Annotated in this window: 14 protein-coding genes and 1 pseudogene; 9 read left to right on the forward strand and 6 right to left on the reverse strand. The window is 71.3% G+C overall.

The features are described from left to right. The first annotated feature begins 97 nt into the window (after window positions 1–97). The 4 genes and pseudogenes from AC27L3_RS05615 to AC27L3_RS05630 form a co-directional block, all read left to right on the forward strand. The gene (locus AC27L3_RS05615) at window positions 98–688 is read left to right on the forward strand and encodes a DUF3090 domain-containing protein (protein WP_365966362.1); all 591 of its coding nucleotides are present in this window, start codon (window positions 98–100) and stop codon (window positions 686–688) included. Beyond that, entirely contained in the window at window positions 652–1,479 is an 828-nt protein-coding gene (locus tag AC27L3_RS05620) for an SCO1664 family protein (RefSeq protein ID WP_487232907.1), read from the forward strand. Before AC27L3_RS05615 ends, AC27L3_RS05620 begins: the two co-directional genes overlap by 37 nt. Before the next feature lie 297 nt (window positions 1,480–1,776). Next, window positions 1,777–3,006 carry a cysteine--1-D-myo-inosityl 2-amino-2-deoxy-alpha-D-glucopyranoside ligase gene (mshC, locus tag AC27L3_RS05625; RefSeq protein ID WP_487232908.1) on the forward strand — a complete coding sequence of 410 codons (1,230 nt, stop codon included), beginning with the start codon at window positions 1,777–1,779 and terminating at the stop codon, window positions 3,004–3,006. 132 nt (window positions 3,007–3,138) lie between these two features. Continuing rightward, a pseudogene (locus AC27L3_RS05630) lies at window positions 3,139–5,421 on the forward strand (glycoside hydrolase family 31 protein); the annotation flags it as partial. Between the two features lie 10 nt (window positions 5,422–5,431). Here the strand turns inward: AC27L3_RS05630 and AC27L3_RS05635 are convergent. The 6 genes from AC27L3_RS05635 to AC27L3_RS05660 form a co-directional block, all read right to left on the reverse strand. Next, a complete protein-coding gene (locus tag AC27L3_RS05635) occupies window positions 5,432–6,781 on the reverse strand; it encodes a caspase family protein (RefSeq protein ID WP_487232909.1) in 1,350 nt (449 codons plus the stop codon). A gap of 9 nt (window positions 6,782–6,790) precedes the next feature. Continuing rightward, the gene (locus AC27L3_RS05640; RefSeq protein ID WP_487232910.1) at window positions 6,791–7,126 is read right to left on the reverse strand and encodes a Pepco domain-containing protein; all 336 of its coding nucleotides are present in this window, start codon (window positions 7,124–7,126) and stop codon (window positions 6,791–6,793) included. Between the two features lie 179 nt (window positions 7,127–7,305). Further along, the gene (locus AC27L3_RS05645) at window positions 7,306–7,890 is read right to left on the reverse strand and encodes a hypothetical protein (protein WP_487232911.1); all 585 of its coding nucleotides are present in this window, start codon (window positions 7,888–7,890) and stop codon (window positions 7,306–7,308) included. Between the two features lie 114 nt (window positions 7,891–8,004). Beyond that, window positions 8,005–8,436 (reverse strand): GNAT family N-acetyltransferase, encoded by a 432-nt coding sequence (locus AC27L3_RS05650; RefSeq protein ID WP_487232912.1) that lies wholly within the window; start codon window positions 8,434–8,436, stop codon window positions 8,005–8,007. A 9-nt stretch (window positions 8,437–8,445) separates the two neighbouring features. Beyond that, a complete protein-coding gene (locus AC27L3_RS05655; RefSeq protein WP_487232913.1) occupies window positions 8,446–8,901 on the reverse strand; it encodes a hypothetical protein in 456 nt (151 codons plus the stop codon). 100 nt (window positions 8,902–9,001) lie between these two features. Then, window positions 9,002–10,252 (reverse strand): helix-turn-helix domain-containing protein, encoded by a 1,251-nt coding sequence (locus AC27L3_RS05660; protein WP_487232914.1) that lies wholly within the window; start codon window positions 10,250–10,252, stop codon window positions 9,002–9,004. A 388-nt stretch (window positions 10,253–10,640) separates the two neighbouring features. On the opposite strand from AC27L3_RS05660, the gene AC27L3_RS05665 reads away from it, so the two are divergent. The 5 genes from AC27L3_RS05665 (at window position 10,641) to AC27L3_RS05685 (ending at window position 15,498) form a co-directional block, all read left to right on the forward strand. After that, a complete protein-coding gene (locus AC27L3_RS05665; protein ID WP_487232915.1) occupies window positions 10,641–11,894 on the forward strand; it encodes a globin domain-containing protein in 1,254 nt (417 codons plus the stop codon). A gap of 60 nt (window positions 11,895–11,954) precedes the next feature. Next, window positions 11,955–12,542 carry a pyridoxamine 5'-phosphate oxidase family protein gene (locus AC27L3_RS05670; RefSeq protein WP_487233172.1) on the forward strand — a complete coding sequence of 196 codons (588 nt, stop codon included), beginning with the start codon at window positions 11,955–11,957 and terminating at the stop codon, window positions 12,540–12,542. Between the two features lie 146 nt (window positions 12,543–12,688). After that, window positions 12,689–13,294: a TetR family transcriptional regulator gene (locus AC27L3_RS05675; protein ID WP_487232916.1), complete on the forward strand. Its 606-nt coding sequence runs from the start codon at window positions 12,689–12,691 to the stop codon at window positions 13,292–13,294. Window positions 13,295–13,330: 36 nt separating this feature from the next. Beyond that, the gene (locus AC27L3_RS05680; protein ID WP_487232917.1) at window positions 13,331–13,999 is read left to right on the forward strand and encodes a VC0807 family protein; all 669 of its coding nucleotides are present in this window, start codon (window positions 13,331–13,333) and stop codon (window positions 13,997–13,999) included. 26 nt (window positions 14,000–14,025) lie between these two features. Next, window positions 14,026–15,498: an FAD-dependent monooxygenase gene (locus AC27L3_RS05685; RefSeq protein WP_487232918.1), complete on the forward strand. Its 1,473-nt coding sequence runs from the start codon at window positions 14,026–14,028 to the stop codon at window positions 15,496–15,498. The last annotated feature ends 4 nt before the right edge of the window (window positions 15,499–15,502 follow it).

Below are 15,502 nucleotides of genomic sequence, written 5' to 3' on the forward strand. Positions count from 1 at the left end.
TCCCGCGCAGTAGGGTGGGGACCCGGGCCGCCGCCACCGGCACCCGTCATCCCTCATCCGGACCATTCGAAGCCTTCGAACCCAATGGAGCAGGACGTTGTCCCGTCAGGTGTTCCTCTATGACCCGCCGGACCGCTTCGTCGCCGGTACGGTCGGGCTGCCGGGCCGCCGCACTTTCTTCCTCCAGGCCAGCGCCGGCGGCCGCACCACCAGCGTGGCGCTGGAGAAGGCCCAGGTGGAGGCGCTCGCCCAGCGCATCGACGAACTGCTCGACGAGGTCGTGCGCCGCACCGGCGGCAGTGCCCCCGTGCCCGCCATGGCCCCCGTCGAGCTCTCCGACACCGCGCCCCTCGACACCCCCGTCGAGGAGGAGTTCCGGGTCGGCACCATGGCCCTGGCCTGGGACGGCGACAGCCAGCGCATGGTCGTCGAGGCCCAGGCGCTCGTCGAGCTGGAGGCCGACACCGACGAGGACCTCGCCGCGGCCGAGGAGCGGCTGCTGCAGGACGAGCTGAACGGCCCGCCCATGCTGCGCGTGCGCATCACCGGCACCATGGCCCGGGCCTTCGCCAAGCGCGCCCTGGAAGTCGTCAACGCCGGCCGGCCGCCGTGCCCCCTGTGCAGCCTGCCGCTCGACCCGGAGGGACACGTATGTCCGCGCCAGAACGGATACCGCCGCGGAGCGTGACCCCGCACGAGCTGCTGGCCAAGGGTGAGCTGACGGTCCGTGGCCGCATCCGCGAGGCCTCCAACGCGGTGCTGTACTGCACGGTCGAGTACGAGGGCGTCAGCGCCGCCTGCGTCTACAAGCCCGTCGCCGGGGAACGGCCCCTGTGGGACTTCCCCGACGGCACCCTCGCCCAGCGCGAGGTCGCCGCCTACGAGCTGTCCGAGGCCATGGGCTGGGGGCTCGTCCCGCCCACCGTGCTGCGCGACGGACCGTACGGCGAGGGCATGTGCCAGCTGTGGATAGAGGCCACCGAGGAGGAGGACGGCCGCGCCCTCCTCGCCCTCGTCGAGGGCGACGACCCCGGCCCCGGCTGGAAGGCCGTCGGCTACGCGGACGTCGGCGAGGACCGCACCGCCCTCCTCGTGCACGCCGACGACGAGCGGCTGCGCCGGCTCGCCGTCCTCGACGCCGTGATCAACAACGGGGATCGCAAGGGCGGCCACCTGCTGCCCGCCGCCGACGGGCGGCTCTACGCCATCGACCACGGCGTGACCTTCAACGCCGACGACAAGCTGCGCACGCTGCTGTGGGGGTGGGCGGGGGAGCCGCTGACCGACGAGGCGCTCCAGGCGCTGCAGCGCCTCGCCGCCGACCTGGCCGAGGGGCGGCCGCTGGCCGCCCGCCTGGCCGAACTGATCACTCCGGCGGAGATCGACGCGCTGCGCTCCCGGGTGGCGGAACTGTTGCGCACGGGCCGCCACCGCGAACCGAGCGGGCAGTGGCCCGCGATCCCCTGGCCCCCGGTCTAGGCAACGGCCCCCTGGCCGAGGGTCTGCGGGCGCGTCGTGGCTTGGCGCGCCCACGCGGCGGCAGCCGCAGATCGACACCGCCCCGCGCCCCTATGGGGCGCCGTGGGCTGATGCAGTGCCCCGTAAGGGGCGCGGGGAACTGCGCGATCGGCCACCGACGGCCCGCAGTCGACGTGCCGGCCCGAGGCCCGAACGAGGGCCCCTGCACATGCACCGCTCACTGCGCAAGAACGTGTTTTCGGCCAACCGTAGGGTCTGGGTTCGTATCCGGACGCCCCGTCCGGTTACGCTCAGGACATGCATGCCTGGCCCGCTTCAGAGGTTCCCGCCCTGCCCGGCAGTGGCCGCGACCTCCGGATCCACGACACCGCGACCGGTGAGCGAGTGACCCTCGCGCCCGGTCCCGTCGCCCGTATCTACGTCTGCGGCATCACGCCGTACGACGCCACCCACATGGGGCACGCGGCGACCTACAACGCGTTCGACCTCGTGCAGCGCGTGTGGCTCGACACCAAGCGGCAGGTTCACTACGTCCAGAACGTCACGGACGTCGACGATCCCCTCCTGGAGCGCGCCGTCGCCAACGGCGACGACTGGACCGAGCTCGCCGAGCGCGAGACGGCCCTGTTCCGCGAGGACATGACCGCCCTGCGAATGCTCCCGCCGCGCCACTACGTCGGCGCCGTGGAGTCGATACCCAAGATCGTCCCGTTGGTGGAGCGGCTGCGCGACGCCGGTGCCGCCTACGAGCTCGAGGGCGACATCTACTTCTCCGTCGCCTCCGACCCCGCCTTCGGCGGCGTCTCGCACCTCGACGCCGAGGCCATGCGCCTGCTGTCGGCGGAGCGCGGCGGCGACCCGGACCGCCCGGGCAAGAAGAACCCCCTCGACCCGATGCTGTGGATGGCCGCCCGCCCGGGCGAGCCCAGCTGGGACGGGGCCTCGCTGGGCCCCGGCCGCCCCGGCTGGCACATCGAGTGCGTCGCCATCGCCCTGGAGCACTTGGGCATGGGCTTCGACGTCCAGGGCGGCGGCTCCGACCTGGTCTTCCCGCACCACGAGATGGGCGCCTCGCACGCCCAGGCGCTGACCGGCGAGCACCCCTTCGCCAAGACGTACGTCCACGCCGGCATGGTCGCCCTGCACGGCGAGAAGATGTCCAAGTCCAAGGGCAACCTCGTCTTCGTCTCCGCGCTGCGCCGTGAGGGCGTCGACCCGGCCGCCATCCGCCTGTCCCTGCTGGCCCACCACTACCGGGCCGACTGGGAGTGGACGGACGCCGTCCTGGAGGAGGCCGTGCAGCGGCTGGACCGCTGGCGCGCCGCCGTCTCGCGCCCGGACGGCCCGCCCGCCGAGGCGCTGCTGGAGGAGATCCGCGCGGCCCTCGCCGACGACCTCGACACCCCGGCCGCCTTGGCCGCCGTCGACCGCTGGGCCGCCGCCCAGGCCGCCGGGGGCGGCACGGACATCGGTGCCCCGGGCCTGGTCTCCCGGGCCGTCGACGCGCTGATGGGCGTCGCGCTCTAGGACCGCAGTACAGGGCGCGCTTCCCCGCCGGGGGAGCGCGCCCTTCGCGTATGTGCGCGTACACGACAAGTCCATGAGCATCGCGCACGAGTCCATGGTCACCGGGCCGCCGGCTGCGCTATCCACGCGCTCATGAGACCGCGAACACGACTGAGGACACGTACGAGGACACGTACGAGGACACGCCTGAGAACGGTCGTCGTCACTGCGCTCCTCGCCCTGGCCGCCACCCTCGTGGCCCCGGCGGGCAGCGCGCGGGCCGAGGCCGCCCAGGAGACCGTGGGCGACGTGACCGGCTTCGCCACGGCCGGACCCGCCTTCCACCTGCAGGCCGGGACGGCGAAGGCACGGGTGCGCTTCGTGACCGCCCGCAGCTTCCGGCTGGAGCTCGCGCCGGACGGGCGGTTCACGGAGGCCACCGGCAAGGACATCGTGCTGCCGCAGGGCGGCCCGCCCCCGGCCACCCGCTGGCGCGATGCGGGCGACCGGTACGAGATGAGCACGTCGGCGATCACCCTGCGCGCGTACAAGAAGCCCCTGCGCTTCGCCCTGCACCGGGCCGACGGCAGCCGCATCTGGGCCGAGACCAAGGGGCTGACCTGGGGCACGGACGCGGCCGGCAAGGAGCGCACCGTGCAGACCCTGACCCGGGGCGCGAACGAGCAGTTCTACGGCGCGGGGATGCAGAACGGGCGCGGCAACACCTCGCACCGCGGGAAGACCGTCGAGGTCGGCGTCGACTACAACTGGGACGACGGCGGCCACCCCAACTCGGTGCCGTACTACCTCTCCACCGCCGGCTACGGCGTCTACCGCAACACGTACGCGCCGGGCACCTACACCTTCGGCGACCCGGTGACGGCCGGCGCGCAGGAGCGGCGCTTCGACGCGTACTACTTCGCCGGGGAGACGGCCAAGGACGTCATCGGGCAGTACACCGCGCTCACCGGCCGGCCCTTCCTGCCGCCGCTGTACGGCCTGGAGATCGGCGACTCCGACTGCTACCTGCACAACAAGAACCGCGGGGAGCGGCACACCCTCGACGCCCTGAAGATCGCCGACGGCTACGTCGCCCACGATCTGCCCCTGGGCTGGATGCTCGTCAACGACGGCTACGGCTGCGGCTACGAGAACCTGGCCGAGGCCGGCAAGGGCCTGGCCGACCGCGGGATGAAGATGGGCCTGTGGACCGAGGACGGCCTCGGCAAGCTCGCCGACCAGGTCAAGGCCGGCCAGCGGGTCGCCAAGCTGGACGTCGCCTGGGTCGGCGACGGCTACAAGTTCGCCCTCGACGGCTGCAAGGACGCCTACAAGGGCATCGAGGACAACAGCGACGCCCGCGGCTTCACGTGGGCTCCCGAGAGCTGGTCCGGCGCGCAGCGCTGCGGGGTGCAGTGGTCCGGCGACCAGAAGGGCTCCTGGGAGTACATCCGCTGGCAGATCCCCACCTACGCCGGCGCCACGATGTCGGGCCTGGCCTACACCACGGGCGACGTCGACGGCATCTTCGGCGGCAGCCCCCGGACGTACGTGCGCGACCTGCAGTGGAAGGCGTTCCTGCCGGCCGTCATGACCATGGACGGCTGGGCGCCCAGCGACAAGCAGCCCTGGCGGTACGGGGAGCCGTACACGTCCATCAACCGCACGTACTTGAAGCTCAAGGAAGCGCTGCTGCCGTACATGTACAGCTACGCGGCCGAGGCCACGCGCACCGGCGTCGGCCCGGTGCGGCCCCTGGCGCTGGAGTACCCCGACGACCCCGCCGCCGCGACCGAGGCGGCGAAGTACGAGTTCCTCAGCGGCGAGTACTTCCTCGTGGCCCCCGTCTACGAGGACACCGACGTCCGCAACGGCATCTACCTGCCCAAGGGCACCTGGACCGACTACTGGACGGGCCGCACGTACCAGGGCCCGACCACCCTCGACGGCTACCACGCGCCCCTGGAGACGCTGCCGCTGTTCGTCAAGGCCGGCGCGGCCGTGCCGATGTGGCCGGGTATCCGCTCGTACGAGGACCGCACGGCCGACTCCCCGGTGGCCTGGGACGTCTACCCGAAGGGCACGTCGTCGTTCACGCTGTACGAGGACGACGGCGTCACCCGCGCCCACCGCAGCGGCGCCCACGCCGAACAGAAACTCACCGTCACCGCCCGCGGCGGCGCCGACGTGCGCCTGTCGCTGAGCCCCCTGCAGGGCGACTACCGCGGCAAGCAGACGGCCCGGCCGACGCACTTCACGGTCCACACGGGCACGGCGCCGGCCGCGGCCACCGTCAACGGCGGCGAGCTGCCGCACCTGGACTCGCCCGACGCGGCGGACGAGGGCTGGTGGTACGACGCGTCCGACCGCGGCGGCGTCGTCCACGTCAAGACGGCGACTCGCCCGACGGACCGGCCGCTGTCGGTGGAACTGAGGGGGTGAACGCTTACTGTGCGACCGCGGAGCACTGTGGGGCCAGCTTCTCTTCTGCCTCGGTCAGCGTGGGCGAGGAGGTGCCTGATTTCTTGCGCTCCGCATCCTTCTTGCAGGCGCCCGCAAGAGTGCTTAGCTCTCGGGCTTTCAGCAGTGCCTGGTCACGGCTGTCGACGGCGATCGTGGCCATGACCCGGCTGCGCTGGTCAACCGGGAGGTACTTGAGCTCGATCTCGGGGTGGTCTTGGTACAGCCTGCTCAGGCTGATCCATGCGAGGTCCTGGTTGACACCTTGATAAACGGCTACGTGGTCGCTGTCCTTCACGCCCACGTAGTACTGGGACTGGGTCCATTGGTAGCCCTCGTAAAGACCGAGGGCTACCAATGCGATCAAGGCACTCCCCAACGCGCTGTACCTGGCCCAGTGCTTCCGTTGACGGGTGGTAGGGAGCACCGGGGGGAGCGTGGGTCTCGGTGGTCTGAAGGGTTTCGGCGGAACAGCTACGGAGGCGCGCAGCACAGGGGGCGCAGACAGCGGAGTGGGAGTCGCGCCTGTTCTGGACTGGGTGACCGCACGTGGCAGTACGGTGAACTCTTCCGCTGGGATGTCGGTGACCACGCGCAGTAGCTGGGGGGCACCTTTCTTGTGGTATGCCCGGTGCAGTTCGGTCACCCGGTCCTGCACTCTGTCCCGAAACTCGCCGAGCGAGGGGGTGCCGGAAGAGTTGACCACGACGTCCCGCACTGCCCGGGAGAAGAGGCTGAAGGATTCCCCGGGCCGAGTACCGCAAGCGCTCCCGACGGTCGCGGACTCATGAGGGCCTACGAACAAGGAGAGTTGTCCCGGAGAACATGCGTACACGTAAGCGAGCTTGCGGCGCAGCGTTGCCTGGACTCTTTGCAGGCCCCATTGCCTGACGTCGGCCACACCCATGACATCCTGCTCGATCCCTTCACGGCAGGCATCGATCAGGATGACGACGCGTTCGGCGAGGGTCCGGTCCAGCTGCGGCCCCCAGTCGATGGCGACGCAGCCCGAGACGAAGGGGTCGGTGTCTTCGTCGATGTCCTCGGGAATCAGATAGTCCCGTCCGTTCGCGTGCACACCATAGCCACTGAGCAGGATGAAGAGGACATCTCCCGTACGGGCTCGTCGTAGAAAGCCGCTCACCCGGGCGTTGATGAAATTCGCCGAGATCTGCTTGCCGCCCTCCCGTTTGCAGACCACTTCCACGTCACTGAACCCGCGTCCTCTGAGGGCCGACCCCAAGCGCATCAGGTCGTGAGGAACGAAGGGTAGCCGGTGAATCCCTCGGGCCTCGTATGCACTTGCTCCGACGAGCAGGGCTCGGTATTGGGCCACGGCTGTCGATCACTGCTTGAAGACAAGGGTTATGCCGCGCGCGGACTGCATCTGCGCCGTCCCGATGAGCTGTACCCCGCCGTTCGCCGTGACCTGGAACGAAAGCTGAGCCTCGCGGAGGGGCAACACCCCGCCGCGCTCGGCGATGTCCGTGAACAGGAGTTGCAGCGCTTCGACAGTGTCCGCGAGGTTCTGGCGGAGAGGGCCCAGGGGGACGTGGCGCAGGGCCGGTTCACCCCTGCGGCCGAACAACCCCATGGAGTCGGCCTGCTCCTCGTCGTCCTGATCGGCGCCGACCCAGAACGGCAGCGTCGGCTCCCCGGGGCGTGGCTCCTCCGTATGCATCACGCTCTCCTCGACCTCGTACCGACGGATGGCGTCGGGCGGTGGCACAACTGTAGGAGCGTGGAGGAGTGCTTTTCCCTGGACAAGCACAAAATGGTGCCGGTGGTGCGTGTGAGCAGCTCTGGCCAGGGCGGGATGCGCCGCACTCCCCTGCGATGCGGCGCGCCCTGCCGGTGGTCTCAGTGCTTTCTCTGCGGCAGCCAGTGGTGCACGGTGAAGTCCCCCTTGGCGAGGGTCTCGATCGGAGCCGAGCTCTGGCAGAGATCGACACCGGTCGTCGGCAGGCCCTGCGCGGCCCAGCTGTAGCCGAGCCGGTCCTTTTTGCCGCCCTTGCCGCCGTCCAGGACGGTGAAGCCGAACCGCTTGCCCTTGAGGTCCCCGAGCTGCGGAGTGCCCGGCTTGCCCTCGAAGTGGGCCTCCGTGACGACGCCCGTCGCCACGGCGACCGGGCCGCCGGTCAGCAGGCAGTCGATGCGGCCCTTGAAGTATCCGCCCCACACGTCGTCGATGTGGTGGCTGACGAAGAAGCTGCCGCGGGCCTTGTCCCCGAGGCCGTGGGCGTCGATGGCGAAGTGCACGTTGTCGCCCGGGCGCCGGTCGAGCTTGCCGGCACCGGTGAGCGAGGGCTCGTCGTTGGTGACCGCTGCGGCCTCGGCCGCGGTGGCCGGACCGCTCGCCCCCAGGGCGACGGCGGTGCCGGCACACAACGTCAGGGCGGTGACGGCGGCGACGAAGGGACGGCTCGGGCGGCGATTTCGTGGCATGTTTCCTCCTCGGATCGCCTCCAACGGTGCCGGTGGGCGGCCGTACGGCACATCGCACCAGAGGACGGGGGCTCTCCCCCGTGCGGGGGAGGGCGATGGTCCCCGGAGCGGACCTCAGTCCAGCGGCTTGCTGAAGTGGAAGGCGACGATGGACATCCGCTCGCGCAGATAGAAGCGGTGGGCGTCGGTGCGGTGCGTGCCCGAGTCCAGGGTGAACTGCAGGCAGCCCTCCTCCCGCGCCCGCTCCTGCAGGTACGTCAGCAGCGCCTTGCCCACGCCACCGGACCGCGCGTCCGCATCGGTGACGAGGTCGTCGACGTACAGCGAGCGCAGGGTGCTGGTGTTGACGACGATCCGCCACCCGGCGACACCGACGCACCGGCCGTCCGCGTCGTACGCCCCGGAGAACCGCAGCCCGCGGTCGTGACCCTCGGCGTACAGCTCCGGGTAGGTCTCCTCGGTGAGGTGCGGGCGCAGCTGGCGCAGGACGGGCAGGAAGTCGGTGACGAGCCGCTCGTCACCCGGGGCCAGGTCGATGATCTTCATGGCCGCACCCTAGGCGAGCCGGCCGGCGGTGACGGGAGAGTGTGACGAGCCCAACGTTTGCCGAACGGCGCCGAGCAGTTCTGCGGGCGAGGTGAGGGCCGGGGGCTGCCCTTCGGGGAAGACCCAGACGCGATTGCCGACGTACTTGGTGGGTGGCGGCGAGAGCAGCGCCCAGCCACCGGGATGGACGGCGACCCCGCCCTCCCCGGCGAACCGGTACCCCGTCCCGAGCGGCAGCAGCCACCACGTGGCACGCTCGGCGTCGCTCATCAGGTAGGGCCCCACGTGCCGGCCCGCACCCTTCAACTGCCGCACGGCGGCGACGGCCAACGCGAAGTCGACCCGCACGACATCCCACTCCCGCCCGGCGAGCAGCGGCGCGGTGCACCCGAGCCGCCACAGGTCCAAGGTCGCGGCGGGAACGATTGAGGCCCGGGCGAGCCAGGCGGTACGGGAGGCGGACACGGTACTCCTTCGGGGCGTGCGGGACGGGGTCCGAAGGGGGCCGTAGGCGTGGTGCGGGCGCGGAGGGGGCACAGTTCGTACCCCCCTCGGGGGAAGCGGCCTAGGCGGCCAGCAGGCCGACCTTCACCGCGAGTTCCGATGCGCGGCGACGGCGGTGCGGGCTCCTCGCCTCGGACTCGGCCAGGATGATCGTCCTGGCGTGGCCGTTGTAGCGGATCGTCTCCGGGGCCGTCTCGAAGGCCCTCCCCAGGGCGGCGAGGGCGGTCTCGGGCTGGCCGTCGAGGTGGTAGCCGCGGGCCTCCTCGATGCGGTGGCGCGCCCGGCGCGGACGGGAGGGGATGGCCAGCGCGTCCGCGGCGGCCGCCTGCCGCACCGACTCGCCGCCCGCGTGCAGCTCGACGGCCACGGTGACGGCGTGCGCGCCCATCACGGCGCGGGAGAACGAGGTGACCGGGTGGAAGTAGTCCTCGGGAAGCCGGTCGGCCACGGCCCGGGCCGCGTCCCAGTGGAGCCACGCCGTGCCGCTGTCGCCCCGGCGGGCGGCGGTGTAACCGGCCTCGAAGCGCAGGGCTCCGGCAATGGCGAGGACGTCGTCCGCCGCGTCGGGCAGCAGGGGGGCCAGGTAGCGCAGGGTGTCCCGCGTGACCGCGTCGGCGGCGTCGAAGTGTGCGGGACCGCTGTCACGGTGGGCCTGTGCGGCCAGCCAGGCGGCGACCCCGATGGTGTGCGCGTCCTCGGACTGCTGTGCGGCGACCATGCCGCGCTCGGCCACACGCCACAGGAGCGAGGCCTCCGGTTGGTACGCCAGGAAGAACTGGCTCAGGCTGTAGATCTCCGACAGCGCCGCTTGCGCGGCCCGCCGGTCTGCCGCCCGGTCGGCCTGCTGGACGGCCAGTTGCCCGTCGCGGATGAGGTCCGGCAGCAGCGCGCCGATGACGTCGCGGTGGTTGGCCGAGGAATGCCTGGCCCGCCAGGCGGCGGCCAGCCGCACCCGCAGCTGCGCGACCGGTGGGGCCTGCCCCGAGAGGGCGCAGGGGAAGGCGTCGACGGCGGCACGGACGGCCGGCAGCCGGGCGTGGCCCGGGCCGGCGAAGAGCTCCACGCGCAGGCCCTGGTCACCGGTGAGCTCGGACAGCTCGCGCACGCGGAGGATCTCCGCGACCCGCAGGATCACCTCCAGCTTCGGCGTCTTGAGCCGGCCGCACTCCACGGCCTTCACCCACGACGGTGACCGGCCGAGCAACCCGGCGAGGACGGTCCGGCTCATCCCGCGGCGCGTGCGCAGCACCTGCAGCCGCTGCCCGAACGCCAGAGGGTCGGCGTACGGCTCGTTGATGGCATCCGATGGCACGATCTGTGGCCCTTCTGCGGACGGCGCGTCACGACCAGAGTATGGCGGGAGCTGTCCGCCGAGCGCGTGCCGTTGGACCGGATCCGTACGGAGGCGCGACGCCCCGGTGGTACCGGCGGGTCAATATGTGGCCTAAATCGTCACATCGACAAGGCTGGGTCGGGGTCATTCGACAAGATGTCGTCCCCACTTCTAGCGGATACGGCCCTTCCCTACTCTCCGGTCCTCATCGACTATCGAATGCCACCCGGAAGCACTCCGTCCGCTTCGCGGACTCCGTACTCCAGTGAGGAATTGCGTTGGCCCGGTCCGCTTTCCCTGCCGCTCATGCCGAATGGGTACTCAGACGTGCTTTGGGCGATTTCCTCTCCGGGGGAGTGCTGAGCCCTTGAAGTTCTGGATCAGTCGTTCCGGCAGGGGCTCCGAGCGCCCGTCCCCGTCCGATTCGGCGCCCGACCAGGCCGCCGCGCCCGACGGGCGGCCGGCGGAGACCGCCGAAGCGCCTTTGTCCCCGCACGAGATAGAACTCATCAGGGCTTCCCTGGCCGTGGTCGAGCCCTTCGCAGGGGAAATAACCGTCTACTTCTACGCCATCCTCTTCGCCCGTTATCCCGAAGTCCGTCCGATGTTTCCGCAGGGGATGGACGCCCAACGTGATCGCCTTCTGCGCGCGCTGCTGCGCATCGTGGACCTGGTCGACGACGCCGAGAACCTCATCCGTTTCTGCGCGCACCTCGGGCGCGACCACCGCAAGTTCGGCGCCCTTCCCGCCCATTTCCCGGCCGTCGGCGAGTGCCTTCTCGACACCCTGGCCCGGTACGCCGGGTCCGCCTGGACCCCGGAGATCGCCGCGGCCTGGACGAAGGCGTACGGCACCGTCGCCCAGGTCATGATCAGTGCGGCGGAGCAGGACGAGGCGGTGCGGCCCGCCGCGTGGACCGCCACCGTCGTGCACCGCCTTCCACGAGGCAACGGCATCACCGAAATCACCGTACGACCCGACGGCGCCTACGCCTACGCCTACGCCGCGGGCCAGTACGTGAGCGTCGAGACCCCGTGGTGGCCGAAGCGCTGGCGCTACTACTCCGTCGCCAACGCGCCCCGCCAGGACGGCACGCTCACCTTTCACGTCCGCGAAGTGCCCGGTGGCTCGGTCAGTCACGCGCTCGTGCACCGTGCGGCGGTGGGCGACGTCGTCCGGTTGGGCCCGCCGATGGGGGACATGATCCTGGACGCGGCCGAGCACCGCGAGCTGCTCCTCGTGGCCGGCGGTACCGGCCTCGCCCCGATCCGCGCCCTGGTCGAGGAGGTCGCCCGCCGGGGCGGGGGCCACCAGGTGAGCCTCTTCCTCGGCGCCCGGACCGGCGCCGAGCTGTACGGGATGGACGACATGCTTCGGATGGCGCAACGCCATCACTGGCTGACGGTCAAGGCCGCGGTGTCCGACGAGTACAGCTTCGGCATTCGCGGGTCCCTGCCGGAGGTTCTGGCCGAGTATGGGCCGTGGTACGAGCACGACGCCTTCCTCAGCGGCCCGGTGCAGATGGTCGCCTCCGCAAAGGAGGCGCTCGCCCTCCACGGCATGCCGCATTCCCGCATCCACCACGACCCGTTCGAAACGCCGGTCCTTTCCACTCCCTGAACCGTCCCGCCAGGAGAACTCTTCGTGACATCAGCAGGTGAACTCCGGCTGCAGCAGCACATGGGCACCGCCGACCGCGCCGCCCGGTTCTACGACCAGCAGGTCCGGGACCATCTCACCCCCGAAATGCGGGACTTCATCGGCCGCCAGGCCATGGTCTTCCTGGCCACCGCCGACGCGAACGGCGCATGCGACGCCAGCTTCCGGGCCGGCCCGCCCGGATTCGTCCACGTGACGGACGACCGCGGGCTCGCCTATCCGGAATTCCGTGGGAACGGGGTGATGGCCAGCGCCGGCAACATCCTCGAAAACCCTCATCTCGGCATGCTCTTCGTCGACTTCACCCACCATCACGTGGGACTGCACGTCAACGGCGTGGCCCGCCTCTACTACGACCACGACCTGCGCCGCATTCACCCCGACCTGCCCACGGACGTCGCCCCGGGGCGCAGCCCGGAAATGTGGGTGCACCTCGCCGTGGAGGAGGCCTACATCCACTGCTCCAAGTACATACCCCACCTGATCCCGGCCCCCCGCCCGGCGGGCCGCGACGCCTCCCGCCCGAAGGACGCCGAGTACTTCACCGGTCCCCGGCAGTCGGCGTACGACGGGAACTGGGCCGAGTCGTCCTGCAGGCCGCCGCATTAGGGCCTGTCCGGCAGATCCGGGTCGACACTGCCCCGCGCCCCTGACGGGGCGCTGCGTGATCCTCCGGGCAGGCCCTCGTGCCGAAGGTTCAGCTTGGCTGCGCAACCTCTTGCGCGGCCAAGCAAACGACCGCTACCGTCTTGCTCATGCAAGCAAACAACCGCACGGCCGAGCAGGAGCGCACGTTCACGGAGGCCGCTCGGCGGGCGCAGATCGTGGGGGCGGCGATCGAGGTGATCGCCGATCTCGGGTACGGCAAGGCCACGTTCGCGCGGATCGCGGAGCGTGCGGGGCTGAGCAGCACCGGGATGATCTCGTACCACTTCAAGGGGAAGGACGACCTCATGCGCGAGGTCGTCGGCGAGGTGATGCGCGTCGTCGGCGCGTACATGCTGCCGCGCATCGAGGCCGAGTCGACGGCGCGGGGGCGGCTGCGGGCGCACATCGAGTCCAACATCGCGGCGCTCGGCGAGTACCCCAAGCACCTGCCGGCCGTCGTGGAGGTGCTGACCAACACCCGCATGCCGGAGTTCGACGCCTCCATGGACGCCTTCCTGCACGACATCGCCGACAGGCTGAGAGCGGCTCAGGCGGCCGGTGAATTCGGCGAGTTCGACCCGTGGGTGATGGCCCTGGCCATCCGCAGCGCGATCGACGCCGTCGTCAGCCGGGCGGCCACCGACCCCGGGCTCGACATCGCCCGGTGCGGGCGGGAGCTCGCGGACCTCTTCGACCGGGCGACACGCAAGTAACACCACGACAAGAACGACAAGACGGGGGGAACGACAGTGACCGAAACGACGACCGGGGTGACCCCGGTGAGGACGCGGGCCGAGAAGGCCGCCGCCGTCCGCCGCTACGCGCTCAAGCAGCTGCTGTTCGAGCTGGGGCTGCCGCTCGCCTGCTACTACGGGCTGCGGGCTGCCGGCGTGGGCCAGTGGGTCGCGCTCCTGGCCGGCAGCCTGCTGCTCGTGCCGTGGATCGGGTACGGGATGGTGCGTCGGCGCAGGATCGAGGGGATGGCGGTGTTCGCCCTCGCCGTGCTGGTCATCGGGTCGGTGATGACGCTCGTGACCGGCGATCCGCGCACACTCCTGGTCAGGGACAGCTGGCTCGCCGCGCTCGTCGGCCTGTGGGTACTGGGCACGCTGCCGACGCGCAGCCCCTTCATGCTGACGGCGTTCCGGCCCCTGATCGTGGCCAAGGTGGGCGAGGACGGCTTCCGGCAGTGGCGGGCGCAGTGGGAGGCGAACCCCCTGTTCCGGCGGCGCATCAGGGTGATCACGGCGGTGTGGGGGGTGGTGCTCACGCTGGACGCCGGCGTGCGTGTCGTGCTGGCGTTGACGCTGCCGGTCGATCTCGTCCCGACCGTGAGCACCGCGCAGTGGCTCGTGGTGCTGGCGGGACTGATTTGGTTCCACAAGTGGTACGTCACCCGTAGCGGGCTCGAAGCGTGACGCGAAGCGTGAGAGGGGTGGCCGCCATGGACACGGACTTGGACACGGGCACGGGCACGGATACCGGCACGGACACTGTCGACACCGACGTCATCGTCGTCGGGGGTGGCCCCACCGGGCTGACCCTCGCGGGCGAGCTCGGACTCGCCGGCGTGCGCGTCGTCGTCCTGGAGCGGCAACCGGTGCGCTCCGGGCAGTCCAAGGCGCTCAACCTGCAGCCGCGCACCGCCGAGATGCTCGACATGCGCGGCTGGCTGGAGCCGGTGCTCGACCGGGCGCTCACCACCGTGCCCACCGGCCACTTCGCCGGCATCCCGCTCGACTACGACGTCTTCGACACCGCCTTCCCGTACCAGGTCGGCATCCCGCAGGCGCGCGTGGAGGAGTTCCTGGAGGACAACCTCGCTGCGTACGACGTCCCCGTGCTGCGCGGGCACGAACTGACCGGGCTAGTGCAGGATGCGGACGGCGTGACCGCGACCGTCACCACCCCGGACGGTACGACGCGCCGGTTGCGTGCGGCGTACGCCGTGGGCGCGGACGGCGCGCGCAGCCACGTGCGCAAGGAGGCGCGCATCGCCTTCCCCGGGCGCGACGGCCGCCTGTCGATGGTGGTCGCCGACGTCGTCCTGGCGGACAACGGCACGCTGCCCACACAGTGGTCGCTGCCGCGCTACGACGCCCGCGAGGACCAGCCGTTCCTCATCCCCCTCGGCGAGGGTGTCTTCCGCTTTCTCTTCGGCGGCCCCGAGCAGCAGGAACGGGACCGGGACGCGCCGGTGACGGACGACGAGGTACGGGCGGCGCTGCGACCGGCGGGCGGGGCAGGGCCGGAACTGGTCGAGGTGCGGTGGGCGTCGCGGTTCACCGACGCCGCCCGCCAGGCGGAGCGGTACCGCGCGGGGCGGGTGCTGCTGGCCGGGGACGCCGCCCACATCCACTTGCCGGCCGGCGGCCAGGGCCTCAACCTCGGGGTGCAGGACGCCTTCAACCTCGGCTGGAAGCTCGCCGCGGTCGTCACCGGCCGGGCCGCAGCGGATCTGCTGGACACCTACCACGCCGAGCGGCACCCCGTCGGCGCCGGTGTCCTGCGCAACACGCGGGCGCAGGGCGTCCTGGGGTTTCCCGACGAGGACGTGTACGTCCTGCGGGACTTCGTGGCCGAGGTGCTCGCCCAGCCCGACGCCAACCGGTACGTCGCCGGGCTCGTCTCCGGCCTCGGCATCCGCTACCCCATGCCCGACGCCCCGCCGCACCCGCTGCTCGGCGCCCGCATGCCCGGCGTACGCCTTCCCGACGGCCGCGGCCGGCTGCTGGCCCCGCCCCGGGCCCCCGAGGACCTGCTCGGCCCGTGGCGCGAGCGCGTGGGCCTCGTCGCGGACGCCGCGACCGGGGCCGACGCCGTGCTCGTACGGCCCGACGGGTACGTGTGCTGGGCCGGGCCGCCGCAGGACGGGTCGCTGCGGGCGGCCCTGGAACGCTGGTTCGGCCGCCCGTGAGCGT

It is taken from the genome of Streptomyces sp. PKA51 (genome assembly GCF_057552455.1).